This window comes from Dyella thailandensis, from assembly GCF_050749815.1.
Lineage (GTDB): Bacteria > Pseudomonadota > Gammaproteobacteria > Xanthomonadales > Rhodanobacteraceae > Dyella_A.
This window is the reverse complement of record NZ_CP192735.1, coordinates 1,530,298-1,552,793: the sequence shown is the minus strand read 5'-3', so window position 1 is coordinate 1,552,793 and position 22,496 is coordinate 1,530,298. Positions and strand designations below refer to the sequence as shown.

At 67.5% G+C, this 22,496-nt stretch carries 20 protein-coding genes; 8 read left to right on the top strand and 12 right to left on the bottom strand.

Annotated elements, in window-relative coordinates; all coding sequences use genetic code 11:
* Positions 1 to 11: 11 nt before the first annotated feature.
* The 6 genes from ACQVBX_RS07170 to ACQVBX_RS07145 form a co-directional block, all read right to left on the bottom strand.
* Positions 12 to 1,007 carry an ABC-2 transporter permease gene (locus tag ACQVBX_RS07170; protein WP_431637470.1) on the bottom strand — a complete coding sequence of 332 codons (996 nt, stop codon included), beginning with the start codon at positions 1,005 to 1,007 and terminating at the stop codon, positions 12 to 14.
* The gene (locus ACQVBX_RS07165; protein WP_431637468.1) at positions 1,004 to 1,861 is read right to left on the bottom strand and encodes an ABC transporter ATP-binding protein; all 858 of its coding nucleotides are present in this window, start codon (positions 1,859 to 1,861) and stop codon (positions 1,004 to 1,006) included. The genes ACQVBX_RS07170 and ACQVBX_RS07165 overlap by 4 nt, the downstream gene beginning before the upstream one ends.
* On the bottom strand, positions 1,858 to 2,232 hold the full coding sequence (locus ACQVBX_RS07160) for a GntR family transcriptional regulator (RefSeq protein ID WP_431637466.1): 375 nt from the start codon (positions 2,230 to 2,232) through the stop codon (positions 1,858 to 1,860). The genes ACQVBX_RS07165 and ACQVBX_RS07160 overlap by 4 nt, the downstream gene beginning before the upstream one ends.
* Before the next feature lie 4 nt (positions 2,233 to 2,236).
* Positions 2,237 to 2,560 carry a hypothetical protein gene (locus tag ACQVBX_RS07155; RefSeq protein WP_431637464.1) on the bottom strand — a complete coding sequence of 108 codons (324 nt, stop codon included), beginning with the start codon at positions 2,558 to 2,560 and terminating at the stop codon, positions 2,237 to 2,239.
* Positions 2,561 to 3,181: 621 nt separating this feature from the next.
* Positions 3,182 to 4,849, bottom strand: a complete 1,668-nt coding sequence (locus ACQVBX_RS07150; RefSeq protein ID WP_431637462.1) for an amidohydrolase — start codon at positions 4,847 to 4,849, stop codon at positions 3,182 to 3,184.
* A gap of 121 nt (positions 4,850 to 4,970) precedes the next feature.
* Positions 4,971 to 5,555 carry an FMN-dependent NADH-azoreductase gene (locus ACQVBX_RS07145; protein WP_431637460.1) on the bottom strand — a complete coding sequence of 195 codons (585 nt, stop codon included), beginning with the start codon at positions 5,553 to 5,555 and terminating at the stop codon, positions 4,971 to 4,973.
* 122 nt (positions 5,556 to 5,677) lie between these two features.
* On the opposite strand from ACQVBX_RS07145, the gene ACQVBX_RS07140 reads away from it, so the two are divergent.
* The 4 genes from ACQVBX_RS07140 (at position 5,678) to ACQVBX_RS07125 (ending at position 10,137) form a co-directional block, all read left to right on the top strand.
* Positions 5,678 to 6,649: a LysR substrate-binding domain-containing protein gene (locus ACQVBX_RS07140; protein WP_431637458.1), complete on the top strand. Its 972-nt coding sequence runs from the start codon at positions 5,678 to 5,680 to the stop codon at positions 6,647 to 6,649.
* 43 nt (positions 6,650 to 6,692) lie between these two features.
* Entirely contained in the window at positions 6,693 to 7,838 is a 1,146-nt protein-coding gene (locus ACQVBX_RS07135) for a pyridoxal phosphate-dependent aminotransferase (RefSeq protein WP_431637455.1), read from the top strand.
* A gap of 5 nt (positions 7,839 to 7,843) precedes the next feature.
* Positions 7,844 to 8,644: an amidohydrolase gene (locus ACQVBX_RS07130; RefSeq protein ID WP_431637453.1), complete on the top strand. Its 801-nt coding sequence runs from the start codon at positions 7,844 to 7,846 to the stop codon at positions 8,642 to 8,644.
* A gap of 479 nt (positions 8,645 to 9,123) precedes the next feature.
* Positions 9,124 to 10,137, top strand: a complete 1,014-nt coding sequence (locus ACQVBX_RS07125) for a peptidoglycan-binding protein (RefSeq protein WP_431637451.1) — start codon at positions 9,124 to 9,126, stop codon at positions 10,135 to 10,137.
* A 79-nt stretch (positions 10,138 to 10,216) separates the two neighbouring features.
* On the opposite strand, the gene ACQVBX_RS07120 is transcribed toward ACQVBX_RS07125, so the two are convergent.
* The 5 genes from ACQVBX_RS07120 to ACQVBX_RS07100 form a co-directional block, all read right to left on the bottom strand.
* Positions 10,217 to 11,734 (bottom strand): exopolyphosphatase, encoded by a 1,518-nt coding sequence (locus tag ACQVBX_RS07120; RefSeq protein ID WP_431637449.1) that lies wholly within the window; start codon positions 11,732 to 11,734, stop codon positions 10,217 to 10,219.
* A gap of 65 nt (positions 11,735 to 11,799) precedes the next feature.
* Positions 11,800 to 13,908 (bottom strand): polyphosphate kinase 1, encoded by a 2,109-nt coding sequence (gene ppk1 / locus ACQVBX_RS07115; RefSeq protein WP_431637447.1) that lies wholly within the window; start codon positions 13,906 to 13,908, stop codon positions 11,800 to 11,802.
* A 75-nt stretch (positions 13,909 to 13,983) separates the two neighbouring features.
* Positions 13,984 to 15,228 carry a phosphate regulon sensor histidine kinase PhoR gene (gene phoR, locus ACQVBX_RS07110; RefSeq protein ID WP_431637445.1) on the bottom strand — a complete coding sequence of 415 codons (1,245 nt, stop codon included), beginning with the start codon at positions 15,226 to 15,228 and terminating at the stop codon, positions 13,984 to 13,986.
* A gap of 102 nt (positions 15,229 to 15,330) precedes the next feature.
* Positions 15,331 to 16,020: a phosphate regulon transcriptional regulator PhoB gene (phoB, locus tag ACQVBX_RS07105; RefSeq protein WP_431637443.1), complete on the bottom strand. Its 690-nt coding sequence runs from the start codon at positions 16,018 to 16,020 to the stop codon at positions 15,331 to 15,333.
* Positions 16,021 to 16,114: 94 nt separating this feature from the next.
* Positions 16,115 to 17,746: a M48 family metalloprotease gene (locus ACQVBX_RS07100; protein WP_431637441.1), complete on the bottom strand. Its 1,632-nt coding sequence runs from the start codon at positions 17,744 to 17,746 to the stop codon at positions 16,115 to 16,117.
* A 145-nt stretch (positions 17,747 to 17,891) separates the two neighbouring features.
* Between ACQVBX_RS07100 and grxC the strand changes: the two genes are divergently transcribed.
* The 4 genes from grxC (at position 17,892) to ACQVBX_RS07080 (ending at position 20,961) form a co-directional block, all read left to right on the top strand.
* Positions 17,892 to 18,155: a glutaredoxin 3 gene (gene grxC, locus ACQVBX_RS07095; protein ID WP_431637439.1), complete on the top strand. Its 264-nt coding sequence runs from the start codon at positions 17,892 to 17,894 to the stop codon at positions 18,153 to 18,155.
* Positions 18,152 to 18,538 (top strand): carboxymuconolactone decarboxylase family protein, encoded by a 387-nt coding sequence (locus ACQVBX_RS07090; protein ID WP_431637437.1) that lies wholly within the window; start codon positions 18,152 to 18,154, stop codon positions 18,536 to 18,538. The genes grxC and ACQVBX_RS07090 overlap by 4 nt, the downstream gene beginning before the upstream one ends.
* A 163-nt stretch (positions 18,539 to 18,701) precedes the next feature.
* Complete coding sequence (locus ACQVBX_RS07085; protein WP_431637436.1) at positions 18,702 to 19,715, top strand: isocitrate dehydrogenase; 1,014 nt, start codon at positions 18,702 to 18,704, stop codon at positions 19,713 to 19,715.
* 118 nt (positions 19,716 to 19,833) lie between these two features.
* On the top strand, positions 19,834 to 20,961 hold the full coding sequence (locus ACQVBX_RS07080) for a helix-turn-helix domain-containing protein (protein WP_431637434.1): 1,128 nt from the start codon (positions 19,834 to 19,836) through the stop codon (positions 20,959 to 20,961).
* Here the strand turns inward: ACQVBX_RS07080 and ACQVBX_RS07075 are convergent.
* Positions 20,958 to 22,364, bottom strand: coding sequence for a serine hydrolase domain-containing protein (locus ACQVBX_RS07075; RefSeq protein WP_431637432.1), 1,407 nt, complete (start codon positions 22,362 to 22,364; stop codon positions 20,958 to 20,960). The genes ACQVBX_RS07080 and ACQVBX_RS07075 overlap by 4 nt on opposite strands.
* Positions 22,365 to 22,496: the final 132 nt, after the last annotated feature.

The window sequence follows — 22,496 nt, the reverse complement described above, 5'->3', positions numbered from 1 at the left end:
GTGCAGTGATGTCAGCTGTCGTCGCGCCAGCGGCGGAACCAGATAGCGGCGGCGATCAGGCCGATGCCGATGGCTACGCCGATCCACAGGTTGGCCGTGGTCATTGCCGCCCAGCTCTGGCCGAGACTCATCATGTCCAGGTTGCCGCTGTTGTCGAAGGTGACGGCGCGCGGGCTACCGTGGGAAACCACGAAGCTGCCGCCGAGGAACACGCTGAACAGGCCGCGGGCGACGATCTCTTTCCAGAACCAGGCAGAGGGCAGGTTGAACAGGCCCATGATGCCGAACCAGGTGATCAGCAGGCCGGTGGCGACCGGCAGGGCGACCGCCCACAGGAAGGGCTTGCTGCGCGCCCAGGCCGAGCAGAGCAGGAGCCAGCCGGCGGAGGGCAGGGCCCAGAGCACGTACACCGGGATGTAGCCGAGCAGGTTGCCCATGACGCGGAACGGGTGGGCCTGCATCAGCAACTGCCACACGTTGACGCCGTGGAAGGAGAGCGTGATCGCCACCATCAGCAGCTGTGCCATGCCGGCCACAATGCCCACCACCACGGCGATCACCGGAGCCAGCACGGTGGCGCTGAGCACCTTGGACAGCACGGTGCCGGTGTCGGAGATCGGCAGCGACTTCCAGAACAGGATGCTGCGGTCGCGACGGTCGTCGTACAGCGCACCCAGGCAGTAGAAGAACACCACGAAGCCGAGCACCACGGTGATGATGGCCATGGATGAGTACATGGCCACGTCGAGCACCATGCCGACCTTGCTCATGTCGCCGGCATCCATGCGCGACATGACGTTGCTCAGCTCGCCGCTGGCACCGAAGTGGATGCCGTGGCGGGCGCCGAGCACTTCGGCGGTGATGATGCCCATCAGGTTGAGCAGCAGGAAGACGCCACCGGTGATTACCGGTGCCCACAGGAAGCCACCGCGGTTCTCCCAGAACTCGCGTTTCACCAGCCAGTACATATTCGTCAGGGACGAGTTTTTCGGGGCCAGGGTTTTCATGCGTAGGTTCCCTTCATGGTGGCGACGAACAGGTCGCTGACCGAGGGGCGGCGGGTTTCGCCCAGCGCCTCCAGTTGCGCGCGTTCGACGCCGTCGAACAGAAAGATGCTCTTGCCGAACACGGTGCGTTCGTCGATCGGGCGCAGCGCGCGGGCGGCGTCGGCGCGATCGGCGCCCACCATGAGCTCGATGAAGCGCTCGCCCATGGCATCCATCTCGGTGTTGAGAACGATCTTGCCGTCGCGGATGAACATCAGGTCCGTGAGGATGTGCTCGATCTCTTCCACCTGGTGGGTGGTGACGATGATCGTCTTGTCCTCGTCGAAGTAGTCTTCCAGCAGGTTCTGGTAGAACTGCTTGCGGTAGAGAATGTCCAGGCCCAGCGTGGGCTCGTCGAGCACCAGCAGGCGGGCGTCGATCGCCATCACCAGCGCCAGGTGCAGCTGCACGATCATGCCCTTGGACATCTGCTTGACGCGCTGGTCGGGGGTCAGCTTGGTGCGCTTGAGCAGGGCTTCGCACTTGGCGCGGTCGAAGCGCGGGTGGATGTGGGCGACGAAGTCCACCGCATCGCGCACCTTCAGCCAGCGCGGCAGCACCGCGACGTCGGCGATGAAGCACACCTGCTCCATCAGCTTGTTGCGATCAGTGCGCGGGTCCATCCCCATCACGCTGAGCTGGCCGTCGAACGGGGTCAGGCCCAGGATCGCCTTGAGCGCGGTGGTTTTGCCGGCGCCGTTGGGGCCGATCAGGCCCACGATGCGGCCGGAGGGAATGGTGAAACTCACGTTGTCCAGCGCGGCGGTGTTCTTGTAGCGCTTGCTCAGGCCGCTGGCGGTGACTACGGCGTTCATGCGTTTTTCTCCGTGCCGTCGCCGGCTTCGCGCAGCAGGGTCTTCAGGTCCAGGCCCAGGCGCTGCAGCCGGGCGAACAGGGTGGGCCATTCCTCGCGCAGAAAGCGCTCGCGCTCGGACTTCAGTAGTGCCTCACGCGCTCCATCGTTGACGAACATCCCCAATCCCCTCCGTTTCTCAACCAGTTGATCGTCGACCAGCTCCTGATAGGCCTTGGAGACGGTCAGCGGATTGATCTGGAAATCCGCTGCCACCTGGCGTACCGACGGCAGCGGGTCGCCTTCGTTCAAGGCGCCGTCCAGGATCATCGCCACGACGCGTTCACGCAGCTGGCGATAGATCGGGACGCTGTCGTTCCAGGTAATGGTCATGAAGTTATTCCTTGCTGATGCGGCCGAGCTTGTTGGCAAACGAATAGTAGGGCATGGCCATTTGCGACCCGACCAGCGGGATGTCGGCTTCGGCACGGCCACCCAGGCCGCCCGGGGCCGGCAGCGCCGGCGTGTTGGTGACGGCGGTCAGCGCGGCGGCGCGCAGTTCTTCGGCAGTCGGGGTCACGTTGACCGGGGCCAGATCGATGACGTGGATGCCGTTGATCTCGGCGACCGGCACGCGGGTGATGCCGTGGTTCATGGAGGCGAGGCCGGCGGCGGTGATGAGGACGGCGGCGGACAGCGCGAGCAGGTTCGGTGCTTTCATGGCGGGTCTCCTTTAGTGACCTCGTGGACCGGTGTTGTAGTGAACTATAACACTACATTTCGAGGCGTCAATAGCCCAGCGCGAAAATCGCAACATGACTGATGGCCTATGCCGGAAAGCGCTCTGTGGCGCCGTTCTTGGGCCGATCCGCGACAGGTCCGGCGGAAGACCGGGATGACGCCCTGGGGTAAGGCTTCGGTGGCGAGGGTGCGGGAGAGGGCGTGCCACTCGCGGTGCCCATGCCCGGTGAACCGGCGTCGAGACAGGCGGAGAGGCCGCAGCAGCCGGCGGCGCACGGTATGGGCTGCGAGGTGCGTCTCTCGGCGCTATTCGCGCAAGAGCGGGCTTGCGGGAAAGAGGTTGAGGCAGAGGCTGAACGCCGGCGCTGATGGAACGCCGATTGGATCGTGCGCAACGCAAGATCGATTCCCGCTTGACCAGCCGCCGACGGTTAAAAAGCGTTTAGCGGGAATGACGCCGTTTTTGCAGCTCGCGCGCCGCCCATCCACGTTATGGGAAGTCAGTGCAGGGCGGGCCTACCCTGCGCAGTGCAGGCCCGCGGGATACCAACTTACGCGTGGCAGTGGATGACCCCGGGCAGCGCCAGGATCACCCAACGGCTTATTCGGCTGCGTACACCTGCTTGCCGCCGACCCAGGTCTGCAGCACGCGGGTCTTCCAGATGTCGGCGGGTGGGCCGGCGATGATGTCGCGGTCGATCAGGATGAAGTCGGCCCACTTGCCGGGCTCGAGCGTGCCGAGCGTCTTCTCGGCGTGCTCGGCGTAGGCGGCGTCGAGGGTGAACGCGCGCAGCGCTTCGGTCATCGTCATCGCCTGCTGCGGGTACCAGCCGCCCGGCGGCTGCCCCTGGTGATCCTGCCGGGTCACCGCGGAGTACAGGCCGAAGAACGGGTTGGGCGATTCGACCGGGAAGTCCGAGCCGCCGGCAATCACCGTGCCCTGGTCGAGGAAGGTGCGCCACGCGTAGGCGCCGGCCATGCGATCGTGGCCGATGCGCGCCTCGGCCATGTTCATGTCCGAGGTGGCGTGGGTGGGCTGCATCGAGGCGATCAGGCCGAGCGTCTTGAAGCGGGGGATGTCGCCCACCGCCACGATCTGCGCGTGCTCCACGCGGTTGCGGAACGCCTTGGCTTCCGGATGCACCTTGTAGGCGGCGGCGTAGCTGTCGAGCACTTCGCGGTTGGCGGCATCGCCGATGGCGTGGATGCACACCTGGTAGCCCTTGCCGAAGGCCTTCTCGATCATCGCGGTGAGCTGCGGCTGCGGCTGGAACAGCAGGCCGCGGTTATGCGTGTCGTCGGAATAGGGCGACAGCAGCGCCGCGCCGCGGCTGCCCAGCGCGCCGTCGGCATACAGCTTCACCGCGCGCACGCTGAGGAAGTCGTTGCCGTAGCCGACCAGCGGGCCGCCCTGGCTGATGGTGTCGAAGTCGGCGCCAGTGTTGTGGATCATTGCGTAGATGCGCGCGGTCAGCTTGTGCTGGTCCGCGTAGCGGCGATAGAGCCGGTAGGTGGCGGTGTCGATACCCGGATCGCCCACGCCGGTGAGGCCCACCTTGGCCATCTCGGCCAGGGCGGCGTCCAGGGCGGCCGTGCGCTGCGCCGGCGTCGGTTCCGGCACCTTGGCGCTGACCAGATCGGTCGCGCCGTCGACGAACACGCCGGCCGGGTTGCCCTTGGCGTCGCGCTCGATGCGCCCGCCCTTGGGATCGGCGGTTTTCGCGGTGACGCCGGCAAGGCGGATCGCCGCGCTGTTGGCCCAGGCGGCGTGGCCGTCGACGCGGCTCAGCCACACTGGGCGATTCGATACGACGGCGTCGAGCTCCTTCGCGGTGGGAAAGCGGCCGAGCTTCCAGATCTCCTGGTTCCAGCCACCGCCGATGATCCACGGCGCGTCGGGGTGCGCGTCCGCATATGTCTTGATTCGCGCCAGCGCCTCATCCAGCGAGCGGGTGCCGGTGAGGTCGACCTGCGTGCTGTAGTAGCCCAGCTCCATCACGTGGCCGTGGGCATCGATCAGGCCTGGCAGCAGGGTGCGGCCGCCACCGTCGATGACACGTGCCGTGCCGACCTTCGGCTGCAGCGTGGCGAGCTTGCCGGTGGCCTCGACCTTGCCGTGATCGACCAGCAGCGCATCGAAGCGTTGCAGCTGGCCGTGGCTGTCCAGCGTGTAGCCGTTGACGTTCTTCACCAGCAGATCGGCAGCCATGGCCGGAGCGGCCAGTCCCAGCATCATCGGCAGCGCCAGGCGCAGCATCATCGGCTTCATTCGCGTCGTCCCCATCGGTCCGCGGCGGGCCGGATGCCCACCAAAGGCCGCATTGGAACACAGGACGGCGCGGGCTTCCGAGCGCACCTCGCGGTGGGCGAGATGCGCTCGGCGGTGTCGATCAGGCGGCTTTGCGCAGCGCCAGTTGGCCGATCGACGCATGCGCCGCCTGCAGCGCGGCCTGCTTGGCGTCGTCACCCATCGCCACGCCTTCGGCGCGGATGAACTCCACGTCGGTGATGCCGATGAAGCCCAGCACCGTGCGCAGGTAGGGCTCCTGGAAATCCATCGCCGCGGCCGGGCCCTCGCTGTACTTGCCGCCGCGGCTGGAGGCGATGATCACGCGCTTGCCGCCGGCCAGGCCTTCCGGCCCGTTTGGCCCGTAGCGGAAGGTGCGCCCAGCGACCAGCACGCGATCAAGCCATGCCTTGAGCTGGCTGGTGATGGCGAAGTTGTACATCGGCGCGCCGAGCACCACGATGTCGGCGTCCAGGAACTGCTGCAGCACGGCTTCGTCGCGCAGGGCGTTGTCGCTGGCCGGATCCGGGTTCGGCAGCCAGTGCGACAGCGGATCGGCGGCCAGGTCGCGGTAGCTCACCGAGCTGGCCACGCCGTCGCGCTGCAGTTGGCCGACGATGGCGGCGGTCAACTGGCGGGAGATGGAGTAGGTGCCCAGCGCGCTGGTATCCAGATGCAGAACGTTCATGGCGAAAATCCTCGTGCTCGTGCGGTGGCCGGCGGTCCGGCGTTGCAGAGAACGATAGATTGCGAACGATAAATGGATAAGATGGGCAAATCAGGACGTATTGTCTTTTAATGGGAACAATCATGTATCCGCTCACCGGCACCTTGCAGGACCTCAACGACCTCTACTTCTTCGCCGCCGTGGTCGAGTACAGCGGCTTCTCGGCCGCAGGTCGCGCGCTGGGCATCCCCAAGTCGCGCCTGAGCAAGCGCATTGCGCAGCTGGAAGAGCGCCTGGGCGTGCGGTTGCTGCAGCGGACTACCCGGCGGTTCGTGGTGACCGAGGTGGGCGAGCGCTTTTACGGCCACTGCCGCGCCGTGCTCGAAGAGGCGCGCGCCGCGCAGGATGCGGTGGACGAGTTGCGCGCCGAACCACGCGGCGTGGTGCGGCTGAGCTGCCCGGTATCGCTGACCCAGACCATGCTGGCGCAGGTGTTGCCGGATTTCCTGCTGCAATACCCCAAGGTGCAGGTTCGGGTGGTAGCGACCAACCGCCGCGTCGATGTGATCAGCGAAGGCTTCGATGTCGCCATCCGCGTGCGCAACAAGCTCGATACCGACGCCACGCTGGTGGTGCGCAGCTTCGGCCAGTCGCGCGTGCTGCCGGTGGCGAGCCCGAAGCTGCTGGACGAGCGCGGTCGCCCCGCCACCCCGGCGGATCTCTCCGCGCTGCCAGCCCTGTCGATGAACGAGCACGACGGCGCGCAAAGCTGGGAGCTGATCGATGCCTCCGGCGAGCGCGTGGTGGTGGACATCCAGCCGCGGCTGATCTGCGGCGATTTCGCGATGCTGCTCTCCGCCGCCCAGCGCGGTGCCGGCGTGGCGATGCTGCCGGAGTTCGTCTGCGCGCCGGCGGTGGCACGCGGTGAGCTGGAAGTGCTGCTGCCGCAGTGGAGCGCGCCGGAGGGCGTGATGCACTTTGTCTATCCGAGTCGCCGCGGCCAGCTGCCGGGGGTGCGCGCGCTGGTCGAATTCCTGGCCGACCGACTGCCGGCGGCATCGCGGCAGGAGAGCGACATCTGCAGCAAGCAGAAGGCGAAGACAGTCGCCGCATGACGCATGCTAGCATCGCCGTTTGGCCATCCAGACGTATAAACCCATGCACATAAGCAGCAAGCTTCCCAGCGTCGGCACCACCGTCTTCAGCGTGATGAGCCAGTTGGCGGCTGAGCACAAGGCGGTGAATCTGGGGCAGGGCTTTCCGGACTTCGAGCCGCCGCAGGCATTGCGCGATGCAGTGACACGGGCGATGGCCGATGGCCGCAACCAATATGCGCCCGGTATCGGCCTGGCCAGCCTGCGCGAGGAGATCGCCCGCAAGACGCAGCGGCTGTACGGCCATGCGGTGAATCCGGACACCGAGATCACCGTGACCTCCGGCGCCACCGAAGCGATCTTCGCGGCGATCGCCGCGCTGGTGCGCCAGGGCGAGGAGGTGATCGTGTTCGATCCCGCCTACGACTGCTACGAGCCGGCGATCGATCTGCAGGGCGCGCGCGCAGTGCACATTCCCCTCAGCCAGCCGGATTTCTCGATCGACTGGCAGCGCGTGCGCGATGCCATCACGCCGCGCACGCGGATGATACTGATCAACAGCCCGCACAATCCCTCCGGTGCCGTGCTCTCGGCGGCCGATCTCGACGCGCTGGCCGAGATCGTGCGCGACACCGACATCGTGGTGTTGTCCGACGAGGTGTACGAGCACATCGTATTCGACGGCGCTGCACATCAGAGCGTGCTGCGCCACCCGGAGCTCGCCGCGCGCAGCGTGGTGGTGTCGAGCTTCGGCAAGACCTATCACTGCACCGGCTGGAAGGTCGGCTACGCGGTGGCGCCTGCGGCGCTGAGCAACGAGTTCCGCAAGGTGCACCAGTACCTCACCTTCTGCACCTTCCATCCGGCGCAGGTGGCTTTTGCCGAGTTCATGGCGAGCACGCCGGAGCACTACCTGGAGCTGCCGGCGTTCTACCAGGCCAAGCGCGATCGGTTCCGCGCGCTGCTGGCGCCATCGCGCTTCAAGCTGCTCGATGTGCCGGGCGGCTACTTCCAGCTGGTCGACTACTCGGCGATCCGCGACGAGGATGATCTGGCCTTTTGCCAGTGGCTGGTGCGCGAAGGCGGCGTGGCGGCGATTCCGCTGACGCCGTTCTGCGCCACGCCGCCGGGTACGCGGCTGGCGCGGCTGTGCTTCGCCAAGAGCGACGCCACCATGGAAGCGGCCGCCGAGCGGCTGGTGCGCCTGTGACCACGATGCAGCCGCTTACCGTGACCCTGGTGCAGGGCGCCACGCGCTGGCACGACGCGGAAGCCAACCGCGATTACTACGGTGCCCTGGTTCGCGCGCATGCGGGCGCCACGGACTTGTTCGTGCTGCCCGAGACCTTCCTCTCCGGCTTCAGCAACGACACGCGCGCCAGCGCAGAGACCATGGACGGCGCCGGCGTGGCCTGGCTGCGCGCGTTGGCGGGTGAGGTCGGCGCGGTGATCACCGGCAGCCTGGCGATCCGCGAGGGCGACACCGTCTACAACCGCCTGCTGTGGGCCACGCCGGATGGCGGCCTGTTGCAGTACGACAAGCGCCACCTGTTCCGCATGGCCGGCGAGCACACCCGCTATGGCGGCGGCAGCGAGCGGCTGATCGGCGAGCTGAAGGGTTGGCGCATCCTGCCGCAAGTCTGCTACGACTTGCGCTTCCCGGTGTGGCTGCGCAATCGCCGCAAGGAAGACGCGGTCGGTGGGATGGATTACGACCTCGCGCTGTTCGTCGCCAACTGGCCGGCGCCGCGTCGTCAACCGTGGCGCACGCTGCTGCGCGCGCGCGCGATCGAGAACCTCAGCTATGTGATCGGCGTGAACCGCGTTGGCGTGGACGGCAACGATCTTCCTTATGCCGGTGACAGTGCCGTGATCGATCCGGTCGGCGAGCCGCTGGTCGAACTCGGCACGCAGGAGCAGGTAGTCACCCTGCGCATCGACCCCGCGCCGCTGCTCGCGCATCGCGAGCGCTTTCCCGCGTGGATGGATGCCGACGAGTTCCAGCTGCTTCCGTAAAGGATGACAGGCGTGTAGGCGTTTTCTCGACACGGTTGTCGGGCCAGCGCGCGACGAATGCAAAACGCCGGAAATCGCGAGATTTCCGGCGTTTTGCTGTTGATCTCGTCGGTCGCGGCCCCGTAGCCTTCCGCCATCCGACGCGCTCCGGCACACCTGCGACCGTCTCGGATGCCGTTATCTCTTCAGGGGAAGAATCGATGTCACGCATGGATGTGATGGTGCGCGCCGAGGCGCGCGCGCTGCAGCCGATGGCCGCGGCCGACGATGAGCGAATGACGCGTAATCTGCGCGGCCGAATCTGGTTGCGTCTCTAGCACTTTCGCTCACGCGGCGGCGGATGTCGCCGTACGCACGAATACCTCCGACACGATTTGTCGCCTTTCATGCCGAAAGGCACGGGACGTCTTGTCCCTTTTCAGCCCGGGTGGCTGCTGATCGCACCCGTTTCCATTTCAGTTTCGACCCACGGAGTAACCATGAGAATTGACTCTCTCAAGCACGGCCTGCTCGTCACCGCGATTGCTGCCACCATGACCCTGACCGGCTGCTCCACCATGCAGGCCGGAGGTGGCAAGAATCCGGTGAGCGGCTCGGCCGGTGGCGCCAACAGCGCCAACGCCAACCCCACGCTGGAGCACTGCCCCAAGCCGCTGGGCACGCTGGCGGTGGAAGAGGACGAAGGCGAGCCGTGGTACGCGGTGCTGACCCAGCAGTACCACCTGCCGGCGACCACGCCCCTGATCCGCATGATGATCCAGCAGAGCAACTGCTTCGTGGTGGTCGATCGCGGTCGCGGCATGACCTCGATGATGCGCGAGCGCGACCTGGCTGCGTCTGGCGAGCTGCGCGGCAACAGCAACCTGCGGCCGCATCAGATGGTGGCGGCCGACTACGTGGCCACGCCAAACATCCAGTTCTCGCAAGACACGGGCGGTGGAGCGGCCAGCCTGGCCGGCCTGCTGCCTTACGGTGCGCTGGTAGGCGCCGTGGCCGGCTCGATGAAGACCCGAGAGGCGTCAACGACTCTGATGCTCACGGATACCCGTTCCGGCGTGCAGGTGGCCATCGCGGAAGGAACTGCCAAGAACACGGACTTCGGGTTTGGAGGCCTGTTCTCGGGTAGCTCGGCCGCCGGCAGGGCCGGTGCTTACGCCAAGACGCCGCAGGGCAAGGTGATTGCGGCAGCCTTTCTCGATTCGTACAACCAGATGGTGAAGGCGGTACGCGAGTACGCGCCGCAGCGGGTGGCCGGCGGCCTCGGCACCGGGGGACAGCTTGCGGTAGATGGCCAGGAGCGTCCGGGCAGTCATGCCGGCTATTCGCTGATGGATGCGCAGCGCAAGCTGGCCACGCTAGGCCTGTACAAGAGCAAGGTGGATGGTCGTCCCGGTCCCGGTACGACGTCCGCGCTCAGCAGCTTCCAGCGTATTCGCGGCCTGTCGGTGACCGGCAAGCTCGACTCGGATACCGCGGCTGCGCTGCAGGAGTAAGCCCGTGGCTCGCCGGCGATTGGCGGGACATGCCTCGTCGGACAACCAGGCCGCCTGCGGGCGGCCTGGTTTTCTGCGCTCACATCGCGCTGAGCGCCAAGGTGAAGCCGAGGTCCGTCATCGGGGCGCGTTCCTGCTCCAGATCGGCTTCGGTGAGCGGGTGCTGTTCCAGCCAGGCCGCCGGCAGGGCCAGGCGCAGGCGCTGCCGTGTGGCGGCCAGGCGCATGCTGGGCAGCGACTCCGCGCGACGGGCGCGGCGGAACAGTACGGCTAGGCGCAGCAGGGCGGTGATCTGCCGGGCCAGCATGCGGTAGCGCTGGGGCAGGGCGGAGATCAGCGCCTTCTCCGGCTTGCGCCGATGCAGTTCGACGATCGCCGCCAGCAGTTGCTGCTCCTGCCGCGAGAAACCGGCGAGGTCGGCGTGACGCAGGATGTAGGCGCCGTGACGATGATGCTGGCTGTGCGCGATGGCCAGGCCGATCTCGTGCACACGGGCGGCCCACGACAGCCACTCGCGGGTCTCCATGTCCAGTTTCCACTGCGGCGCGATCTGGTCGAACAACATCAGTGCAGTGGACTCCACCCGGCGTGCCTGGGCGCGATCGACGCCATAGCGGGCAGCCAGCGCGTCGATGCTGGCGGTGCGCGGGTCGCTGCCGCCGGCGCGGCCGAGCAGATCCCACAGCAGGCCTTCGCGCATCGAGCTTTCGCAGACGCGCATGCGCTCGATGCCCAGTGCCGCGAACGCCGCCTCGAAGATCACCACGCCGCCGGCGATCACCGGTGCACGGTCCTCGCCCAGTCCGGGGAGCTTTAATGCGCTTATCTGCCCTTGCTCGAGCAGGGCGTCGCGTAGCGAGGCCAGCGACGCGGGCGTGATGCCGTCGTCGGAGAATTTCATCGCCTGCACCACCGAGCCGATCGCCTTGGCCGTGCCGGACGAGCCGAATGCCTCGGTCCAGCCGGCCTCGCGATAATCCTCCTCGAACTGCTGCATCAGCAGGCCGATTTCGCCCCGCGCCTTCTGCCAGCGCTTGCGGTTGAGCTTGCCGCCGGGGAAAAAGCGCAGCGTGGAGGCGATGCAGCCCACCTGCACGCTTTCGGTATGCAGCGGTGCCACGCCGCGGCCGATAATGAATTCGGTGCTGCCGCCACCCACGTCGATCACCAGCCGCGGCTCGCGCGAGGCGGGCAGGTCATGCGCCGCACCGAGAAAGATCAGGCGGCCTTCCTCGCGGCCGGAGACTACTTCCACCGGGTGTCCAAGCGCGGTCTCTGCCGCGGTGAGGAACGCCTGCGGCGAGGCTAGGCGGCGCACCGTATTGGTGGCCACCGCGCGCACGTGCAGCGAGGGCAGGCCAGCCAGGCGCTGGCCGAAGCGCTTGAGGCAGTTGAGCGCGCGGGCGCGATGCTCGGCGTCCAGCGTGCCGTCACTGCGCAGGCCGGCGGCCATGCGCACGGTGTCACGCAGGCGGTCGATCACCCGCGGCTCGCCGTGCTCCACGCGCGCCACCACCATATGGAAACTGTTCGAGCCCATGTCGACGGCGGCGATCAGCTCGCCATCGCGGATCGGCACGTGATCGGCCAGCGTCATGCGCGGCACCCGGCGACGCGACGACTGCAGCGGTAAGACGGAAGAAAAGGCATGCAGGTCGTCCCTTACTTGGCAGTCGATGCGCAGAGCTTGTCGAGCAGCGTCTGCTGAGCGTTGTGCGCCGGCGCCTCGCCGGGCGTGGCGCGGGCATAGCGCCCGTTGCTGCCGAGCAGCCAGGCCTGGGTGTTGTCCGCGAGCGTATTGGCCAGCGTCTCGTCGAACACGCGCGCGGCCAGCTCCGGATCGAGGATGGGAAACGCCACCTCGATGCGCCGCATCAGGTTGCGCTCCATCCAGTCAGCGCTGGCGCAATAGATCTCCGGCTCGCCGTCATTGGCGAACCAGTACACGCGGCTGTGCTCGAGGAAACGTCCCACGATCGAGCGCACCCGGATGCGTTCTGAGATGCCGGGCAGGCCGGGCCGCAGGGTGCAGGCGCCGCGCACGATCAGGTCGATCTCCACGCCGGCCTGCGAGGCGCGGTACAGCGCCTCGATCACGTGCGATTCGTTCAGCGCATTGAGCTTGGCGACGATGCGCGCGCTCTTGCCGGCCTTCGCGTTAGCGGTTTCGCGTTCGATCTTCGCCACCACGCTCTTGTACAGCGTGAACGGCGAATGCAGCAGGCGCTTGAGGCTGATCGTGGGCCCCAGGCCCGAGAGCTGCTGGAAGATCTTGTGCAGGTCCTCGCCGATTTCCTCGTTCGCCGTCATCAGGCCGATGTCGGTGTAGAGCTTGCTGTTCGCCTGGTGATAGTTGCCGGTGGACAGGTGCACGTAGCGGCGCAGGCCAGCGCCCTCACGGCGCACGATCAACATCATCTTGGCGTGGGTCTTGAAACCGACCACGCCATAGACCACCTGCACCCCGGCCTCCTGCAGCCGTGTGGCCAGGCGGATGTTGGCTTCTTCATCGAAGCGCGCCCGCAGCTCGATGACGATGGTGACGTCCTTGCCGTTGCGCGCGGCATCCACCAGCAGATCGACCAGCGGGGTGTCCTCGCCGGCACGGTACAGCGTCTGCTTGATCGCCAGCACGTTCGGGTCCTGCGTGGCCTGGCGCAGCAGGTCGATCACCGCAGCGAAGCTTTCGTAGGGGTGATGCAGCAGCACGTCGCGCTGCGCGATCACTTCGAACTTGTTGCGGCTGGCCTCCATCAGCGCGGGAACGCGCGGCGTGAAGCGCGGGAACTTCAGTTCCGGCCGGTCGAGCCAGTCGTAGATCAGGCCGGCGCGGATGATGTTGACCGGGCCGTCGCAGCGGTACACGTCCGCTTCGTCCAGCTCGAAGTTCTCGATCAGCATGCGGGTGATCGCTTTCGGGCAATCGGTGCCGATCTGCAGCCGCACCGGCCGGGCGTAGCCGCGGCCCACCAGCTCCTCGCTGAGCGCCCGCGCGAGGTTCTCGACCTCGGCTTCTTCCACCATCAGCTCACTGTTGCGAGTGACGCGGAACTGGTGCGAACCGAGCACCTTGAAGCCCGGAAACATCAGGTCGACGAAGGCGTGCAGCAGCTCGGCCAGGAACACGAAGTGCTCGCCCGGGCCGCTGACCTCGGCCGGCACGCGGATGATCCGCGGCAGCGAGCGCGGCGCGCGCACCAGGGCCATGTGCCCCTCGTGACCGAACGCATCACGGCCCTTGAGCACCACCGCGATGTTGAGCGTCTTGTTGAGGATGCGCGGGAACGGATGCGCCGGATCCAGCCCCAGCGGCGAGAGCACCGGCAGCACCTCGTGCTCGAAGTAGCCGCGCAGCCAGGCGTGCTGGCGTTTGCTCCAGCGGCTGCGCGGCAGGATGCAGATGCCCTCCGCCTCCAGCCTTGGGCTGAGATCGTCCTGCCAAGTGGCGTACTGCTCGGCGACCAGATCCAGCACGCGGGCGCGGATGCGCGCCAGCAGCTCGCCGGAGGGAATGCCGTCCGGCCCGGGCGAGGCCGAACCGTAATGATGGTGATGCTTGAGCATGGCCACCCGCACCTCGAAGAACTCGTCGAGGTTGTTGGCCACGATGCTCAGGTAGCGCAGGCGTTCGAGCAGGGGCACCTGCGGATCGCGCGCCATCGCCAGCACGCGGAAATTGAACTCCAGCGCCGCCAGTTCGCGGCTGAGGAAGAGCTCGGGGGCACAGGGTTCGCCCGGGGCAGGGGCGTGAGGCGTGGATGAGCGGCGCATACGGGCATTCTGTCGCATCTCACCCCCGCGCACATCCCGTCGGCACCGGGGGAACGGCCAGGGGCGGCGGCCGGTTCAGCTCTCGTCGGCGCCGGCGGGCCCGAGCAGGCGCTCGCGCCCGAAATGGCAGGAGAAGGTGGAACCCTGGCCGGGGGTGCTTTCGATCTGCAGCCGCGCCTGGTGCAAGTTCAGCACGTGCTTGACGATCGACAGGCCCAGCCCGGTGCCGCCGCTGTCGCGCGAGCGGCTGGACGACACGCGGTAGAACCGCTCGGTGAGTCGCGACAGATGGCTGGCCGGAATGCCGAAGCCGGTGTCGCTGACCGAATAGGTCGCCCCCTGGGGACTGCGCTGCCAGCGGATCGTGATGGTGCCGCCGGCCGGGGTGTAGCGCACGGCATTGCTGACCAGGTTGGACAGCGCACTGTGCAGGTCCTTGGGCGAGCCGAGCAGGTCGGCTTCCGCGGTGGACTCGAGCACGATCTTGTGGCGGCCCTGGCTCAGCGCCTCGGCCTCCTTGCGCAGCGTGGCGAGCAGCGGCGCCATGGCGACGCGCTCGTCGGTCACGTGCTCCTGGGTTTCCAGTCGCGACAGGGTGAGCAGATCTTCGACGATCTGCCCCATGCGCTTGGATTGCGCCCGCATTTCTCCCAGCACCGGCGCCAGCTCGGGCACGTCTTCCGGATCGAGCAGTTCGAGGTAGCCGTGGATCACCGTCAACGGTGTGCGCAGCTCGTGCGATACGTTCGCAACGAAGTCGCGGCGCACCTGCTCCAGTCGCGTCAGGTCGCTGATGTCGCGCGCCAGCAGCAGGCGCTGGCGGCGGCCGAACGGCAACAGCGTGACGTTGAGGTGGCGATCGGGCCGACCCGGCGCCACGATATCATTGAGCGGCTCGCGGGCGCCGTCCTGCAGCCAGCCGGCGAGGTCGGAGTTGCTCAGCCGCTCGTGCAGGTCCGCGCCGCGATCCTGCGGACGGCGCAGGCCGAGCAGATCCTCTGCGGCATGGTTGAACCAGCGCACGTGCTGCTCGTTGTCGAGCAGCACCACGGCATCGGGCAGGTTCCCGGCGGCACTGCGCAGGTCGCGCAGGCTGGAGGCGATACGGCGGGTTCGCGTCATGAAACGGTCATGCAAGGGCGGGGAGGTGGGCGGTGTAGTCATCATGGCGCTGCGCAGATGACCGATCGACGACAGCAGCAAGACGATTTCCGCCGCGGCGACGACCGCGAAGCCGGCCGCGGCATGCCCACCGGCGAAGTGCCCCAGCAGTGCGCCGGCCAACAGGCCACCGCCCAGCCACGCAGCGAGAGTCGGCACGGCGGGCAAACGATGAATGCTCAAGGAGGGACGGCCCCGCGGTCATGGCGAGCCGGCAGCATCGGCAAAACCCTTCGCCCGCGCAAGCACCGAGGCGCACGCTCAGACGCTGGCGGAGAAGCGGTAGCCCGAGCCGCGTACGGTCTGCACCATGTCATCGAGCTTGAACGGTTCCAGCGTCTTGCGCAGGCGCCGGATGTGCACGTCGACGGTGCGCTCTTCGACATACACGCTGCCGCCCCACACGTGGTCGAGCAGTTGCGCGCGCGAGTAGACGCGCTCCGGGTGGGTCATGAAGAAGTACAGCAAGCGGTACTCGGTGGGGCCGATCGCCACCGGCTCGTCGCCGGCGAACACCCGGTGCGCCGGGCCATCGATGCGCAGCCCGCCCAGTTCGACGATGCCCGAGCCGTCGTCGCCGTGGCTGCGGCGCAGCACGGCCTTGATTCGCGCGATCAGCTCGCGCGTGGAGAATGGCTTGATGACGTAGTCGTCGACGCCCGCTTCTAGCCCGTTCACCCGATCCATCTCCTCGCCGCGTGCGGTGAGCATGATGATCGGGATCTCGCGACTGAGCTCCTCCTTGCGCAGGCGCCGGGCCAGTTCCAGGCCGCTGGTGCCGGGGAGCATCCAGTCCAGCAGGATCAGGTCGGGCACCTGTTCGGCGATCGCCAGCTGCGCTGCGCGCGCGTCGGCGGCCTGGGCCGCTTCCATGCCGGCCTTGCGCAGGGCGAAGGCGACCATGTCGCGGATCGAGGCTTCGTCTTCAACGATCAGGATGCGCTTGTGCACGCTTGCATTCGCCCAGGTGTCTGTGACGGTGAGATTGCAGCGTCATTATGTTACGTCGCAATGACAGTTGTGCCGCCCGACGATGACGGCGAGGTTACTGCGCCCCGCGATCGGGGTTGTCCTCGGTCTGCACCTTGCGCTTGCGCAGCTCAAGCACCAGCGGAGTCAGCTCGGCGATCCGGGCCTGGATGCGGGCGCGCGCGTAGTAGTCCAGGTCATCGCGCTTGAGCAGGCGCTTGAGCTGCTCGAGCGCATCGAAGGGCCGGCCCGCCAGGTAACTGGCGTCGGCGTACGCCTCGCCGGCGCGCGCCTGCTGCCCGGCCTTCTCGCTGGCGCGGGCATAGGTGCGGAAGATGTCCGGGTCCTCGCTGGTGTCCAGCGCCGGGCGCAGCAGGTTGGCCGCCTGTTCGGCCTGCGCCTTCGACGCCGTGCCCTGGATCAACGCCTTGGCGTAGGGCAGGGTGATCGCCGGGTTGCGCGGTGACTCGCCGTTCAGCACGGCGTAACGGCTCAGCGCATCGCTGCGGTCACCCTTCTGCAACAGCGCATCGGCCATCGCCAAGCGCAGGACGAGATTGTCCGGGTGGCTCGCCAGCAGGGGATCGAGCACCTGGATCGCCTTGTCGGGGCGACCGCTGCGGGTCAGCGCGAGCGCGTAGCCGTAGCGGTTGGCGGGGGTATCGAAGCCGTGGCGTGGCAGGTTCGCCGCGTAATAGGTCGTCAGCTGCGGCGCATCGCCAGCGAGCACGCGCACGCGTTCGCGCATCAATGCGTAGGTGTCCAGTGCCGTGTCGGTGCCGCCACTGCGGACCGGCGCCAATAGCTTGGTGGGATCGCGCACGTAGGCAATCGGCGCGGTGCTGCGCGCCCAGTGCTGCGGGTCGAAGGTGTTGCCGCTGGGCCGCTGCTTCTGCAGTGCGATGAGCGCTCCGGCGCGCTCCTTGGCGTCGCTGATGCGGGTGGTGGTGACCGGATGGTCCTGCAGCAGTTCCGGCACATCGTCGCCGCCGGAGCCGGCGCGCATGGTGTCGGACATGCGCTCGAAGAAGCCGGCCATCGCATTGGGGTCGAAGTCGGCCTTGGCGAGCGTCTGGATGCCCACGCGGTCGGCTTCGGTTTCGTCCTTGCGGGTGAAGTTGATCTGCTTCTGCATAATTGCGCCCTGGCCACCCATCAGGATGGCGCCGGCAGCGTCTCCCGCATGCGCGCCGGCACCCGCGGCGATGGCGCCCAGCAGCACCAGCGCCATCAGCGGGGCATCCTTCTTGGACGCCTCGAACGCGCGCTGCAGGTGGTTCTGGGTGATGTGGCCGATCTCGTGCGCGATCACCCCGGCCAGTTCGCTCTCGCTGCGGGTGATCTGGATCAGGCCCGAGTTCACCGCGATGTAGCCGCCGGGCGCGGCGAAGGCGTTGATTTCGGGATCCTTCACGATGAAGAACGCGAAGTGGTCCTTCGGCTTGTCGCAGGCGGCCACCAGGCGATAGCCCAGGTGGTTGATGTAGTCGTCCAGCAATGGGTCGTCGACCACCATGTCCAGTGCGCGCATCTGCCGCAGCATGGCGCCGCCGTAATCCTGCGCCTCCTGGTTGGAGATCAGCGCGTTGGCGGAACTGCCCAGATCGGGCAGGCGCACGTTGTCCTGCGCCCCGGCACTGAGGCAGAGGCCGGCAGCGATCAGGGCGGTGAGCAGGCGGGGAAGGGGGCGTCGTGGTGCCATGGCCATAGGTCGGCGACAATAGCACTGCGACCGCCGCGCTCGCGTCCGGTTCCAGCACCGCCCGGGCCGTTCGTTCAACCGGCGGCAGAACTTGCGCGCGGTCCGCCGCGACCCCACATCCAGCCACCTAACGGTTCCCCGGAGTCAGGTAATGCCCAAGATCGAGGTTTATTCCACCGCCTTCTGCCCTTACTGCGTGTCGGCGAAGAATCTGCTCAAGTCCAAGGGGCTGGAGTGGACGGAGGTGCGGATCGACACCGATCCGGCGCAGCGCGACGCCATGCTCGCGCGGAGCGGCGGCCGTCGCACGGTGCCGCAGATCTTCATCAACGACGCTCACGTGGGCGGCTTCGACGATCTGGTCGCCGCCGACCGCAACGGCAAGCTGGCCGAGTTGCTGGGAGCGGGTGCATGAGCGCCGAGAAGGATCGCCTCGCCGAGTTCACCGCGTTCCGCCAGCGCATGAACGAGCGCATCCTGGCCGAGGACAACCAGGTCGTGCGCCGTTTCTTCGCGCTGGACACGCAGACCTACAAGGCCGGCGCGCTGGACGTGAAGACCAAGGAACTGCTTGGCCTGGTCGCCTCGATGGTGCTGCGCTGCGACGACTGCATCAGCTACCACGTGGCCCAGTGCAAGGAGGCGGGCGTGACGCGCGAGGAGTTCTTCGAGACCTTCAGCGTCGGGCTGGTGGTGGGCGGCTCGATCGTGATCCCGCACTTGCGCCGGGCGGTGGATTTCCTCGACCAGCTCGAAGGCGGCGCCAGCCAGGCGGCGGAGTGCGCCGACCACGCTTGAGCGCGTGCAGCTTTTTGGGACGCTGCGTACCAGCATTTGCATCGCCAGCGGCCGCCGATCCGGTGGCCGCTGATGCGGGCATAAGCGATAATTTGGCGGTTATAAGGCCTCGATCTCCCCGTCGTGCGCCTTTCCCCGGAAACGCACCCCAAGGAGCATCCCCATGAGCAAGACCATTGCCGTGATCCCCGGCGACGGCATCGGCCCGGAAATCATGACCGCCACGCTGCGCGTGCTCGACGCGCTCGACTGCGGCCTGGAGTACGACTTCGCCGAGGCCGGCATGGTCGCGCTGGACAAGTGCGGCGACCTGCTGCCGAAGGAGACGCTGGACAAGATCGCCCAGCACAAGGTGGCGCTCAAGGGCCCGCTGACCACGCCGATCGGCGGCGGCTTCACCTCCATCAATGTCACCCTGCGCCGGCACTTCGACCTGTACGCCAACGTGCGTCCGGCGATCAGCTTCCCGGGCACCAAGTCGCGCTTCGAGAACATCGACATCATCACCGTGCGCGAGAACACCGAGGGCGCCTACCTGGCCGAGGGCCAGACGCTGTCCGAGGATGGCGAGGTGGCGCAGTCGATCATCCGCAACACCCGCAAGGGCAGCACCCGCATCGTGCGCTACGCCTTCGAGATGGCGGTGAAGAAGGGCCGCAAGAAGGTGACCGCGGTGCACAAGGCCAACATCATGAAGACCAGCTCCGGGCTGTTCCTCAACGTGGCCCGCGAGATTGCCAAGGAATACCCGCAGATCGAGTTCAACGAGATGATCGTGGACAACACCTGCATGCAGCTGGTGATGCGCCCGGAACAGTTCGACGTGATCGTCACCACCAACCTGTTCGGCGACATCCTCTCCGACCTCTGCGCCGGCCTGGTCGGCGGCCTGGGCCTGGCCCCGGGAGACAACATCGGCGAGCACGCGGCGATCTTCGAGGCCGTGCACGGCTCGGCGCCGGACATCGCCGGCAAAGGCATCGCCAACCCCTGCGCGCTGTTGCTGGCCGCGGCCGACATGCTCGACCACCTGGGCATGGTGGAGAAGGGCACCAAGCTGCGCCAGGCGATCCGCGACACCATGACCAACGACCGCGACAGCGTGACGCCGGATCTCGGCGGCAAGGGTTCGACCGAAAGCTTCGGCGAGGCGATCGCCCGGCGCGTTGCTGCCTGATCGGCGTTCGCTCGACCGATCGTGACACCGAGGGCCGCGGCACAGCCGCGGCCCTTTTGTTTGGGCGCGTAGCGGCCAGCGGCTAGGATCATCGCGTCGACCGCGCTACCGGCCCCCGATGCTTTTCTCCCTCTGGACCTTCGTCTACATCGCCGCTGCCGTACAGGCCGGGCTGCTGGGCCTGGCGCTGTGGCGACGCGCCGCCAACTGCGAGGCCAATCGCCTGCTCGCCGTGTGGGTGGGGCTGACCGGGATCGACCTGGCGGTGAAGGCGATGTTCTGGCATCTGCTCACGCCGGAGTGGTTCCGCGCCTATCGTTTCGTAGCGCTGTTTCCATTTCTCTACGGCAGTCTGTTCTACTTGTACGTGCGCGCGCTGACCCAGGGGCGCGCCTTCCGCCCACGTGACGCCGTGCATCTGGCCGGCTTTGTCGTGATGCTGGCGATCAACAGCTACGTGCTGACCATGGACGAGGCGGGGCTAGGGGCGATGGCGGCACGCTGGCTGGCCGGCGAGCGCACGATCGGCGCGTGGTTCGACCTGCCGCTGTTTCTCTACAGCGTGTCTTATGTGGTCGCAGCGCTGGTACTGGTCCGTACGTATCGGCGACGTCTGCGCCAGCGCCGCTCCGATGCCGACCGCCTGTCACTGCGTTGGATCAACGCGATGGCCGGGTTCCAGATCGCCATCTGGTGCCTGGCGATCGTACAAGCGCTGTTCTATCTGCCGGTTCTCAACTACGGCCTGCTGTTCGGCCTGATCGCGGCCTGGGTCTGCGTGGTGGGTTGGTTCAGCCTCGGCCAGCCGCCAGTACAGGATGAGCCGGCATCCGCGCAGATCGCGACCGCGGACGACGATGAGCCCACGCCCATCGATGCCTCACGCTACGCGGAGGTGGAGGCGCGGCTGGCGCAGCTGATGGCAGGCGATACGCCGCTGTATCTGGAGCCGGCGTTGACCATCGGCCAGGTCGCGCGGCGCAGCGGCTATCCCGAATATCTGGTCTCCGCCGTGATCAATCGCCGCCTGGGCGGCAGTTTCTGGGACTACGTCAACCGCCTGCGGGTTGAAGCGGTGCGGGAGCGGCTGGGCGATCCGGCCGAGACGCGCACCATCCTCGACCTGGCCTATGCCTGCGGGTTTACCTCCAAGTCCACCTTCAATGCCGCCTTCAAGCGGCAGGTGGGCGAGACGCCGAGCGGTTACCGCCGACGTCTCGCTGCCGCCACCGGCTCGATGGCCTAGGTGCCCGCGGTCGGTTGTCGGTGCAACGCGGCGATGATCGCCGCGGTGGCGTCGCCGATGCCGGTGCTGCCGCCCTGCACGGACAACCCCAGCCGGACCACCACCAGACGCTCGGATGGCACGATGACGACGTACTGGCCGAAAGCGCCGCGCGCGTAGAACATGTCCTTCGGCAGCTGCGGCATGCCCCACGGCGCATCCCAGACCGGCACGCTGCCTTCGTTGCGAAGGTTGGTCCAGAAGCCGGCGCCGTAGCCGGTATCCAGGGTCTGCGACGCGCTGTAGGCGGCCCACCCGGTAGGCAGGATGCGCCGGCCAGCGACCACGCCGTCGTCCAGATAGAGCTGCCCGAAGCGCGCGAAGTCGCGGGCGGAGGCGTACATGAAGCCCGATCCGAGCAGGGTGCCGGCAGCATCGGTCTCGATCACCGAGTGATGCATGCCCAGCGGCTCGAACAGCTCGCGCCGGGCGAAGGTTTCGGCGCCGATGGCGCCAGGGCCGCTCGCGTCGCCGACCAGCTTCGACAGCAGTGCGAAGCTGAGATTGCTGTAGCCCCAGGCGGTGCCGGGGGGATGCGCCAGCGGCATGCGCGCGGCATAGGCGGCCGAGTCGCTCTCGCGGAACCACATGTGTGTTGCCGGGTTCACCGGGCCTGCGGTCTCGTCGAAGGGCAGGCCGCTGTCCATCCGCAGCAGCTGGTCCACGGTGATCGCGCGATGCGGATTGCCGGAGGCTGTCCAGGCGGCGAGCGGCGCGGGCCCATCCAGCTGCAGCCGGCCCTGGCGCACCAGGATACCGATCAGCGCCTGGGTGACCGACTTGGTCACCGAGTGTCCCCAGATCGGCGTTTCCGGCCCGTAGCCCGGGGCGTAGCGCTCGGCGATCAGCCGGCCGTCGTGCAGCACCACCACGGCCTTGGTCAGGCGTGGACGCGCCGGATCCGGTTCGGCGAAGGCGAGGTCGAGCGCGTGACGCAACGCCGGATCGGCCGGCGCGACGACGCGGGGTCCAAAGGCATCGGCGATCACGGGGCGCCTGATCCCGCCGGCCTCGGGCACCGGACCATGCCCATGCATGACTACGCAGCCCAGGCCGGGCCGGTACACCGCCCGCGCCGGGAACAGGCCGAGCACGCTGCTGCGCACCTCGCCGCGAGGGTGGTCGACGGTGTAGTGCACCGCCCAGTCGATGCCGCCCAGCAACGGTCGTTGCTCCTGAGCAAAGACCTGATCGGGATCGACCCGCGAGACGAAGGCCGCCGCGCAGAGCGAGTCGCTGACCGACGCGGTGGCTACGTGCAGGGCCTCGCGGTTCAGCGCGATGAAGGCCGCTGCCGCGGCAAGCAGCGAGATGGACAGAGCCGCGACTGGCCGACGCCAGCCGATGGACGAAAGACGAAACATGAGCCCCTCCTTAAGGTGTGAACGAGGGGCGCAGGATGCTGCGACGCGGGCGCCGGATCGTCCGATCCGGCCGATTCGTACGGCCGGGCGCCGATTCGGCACGCTCGTACCAGAACTTCGCACGTCCCCGGC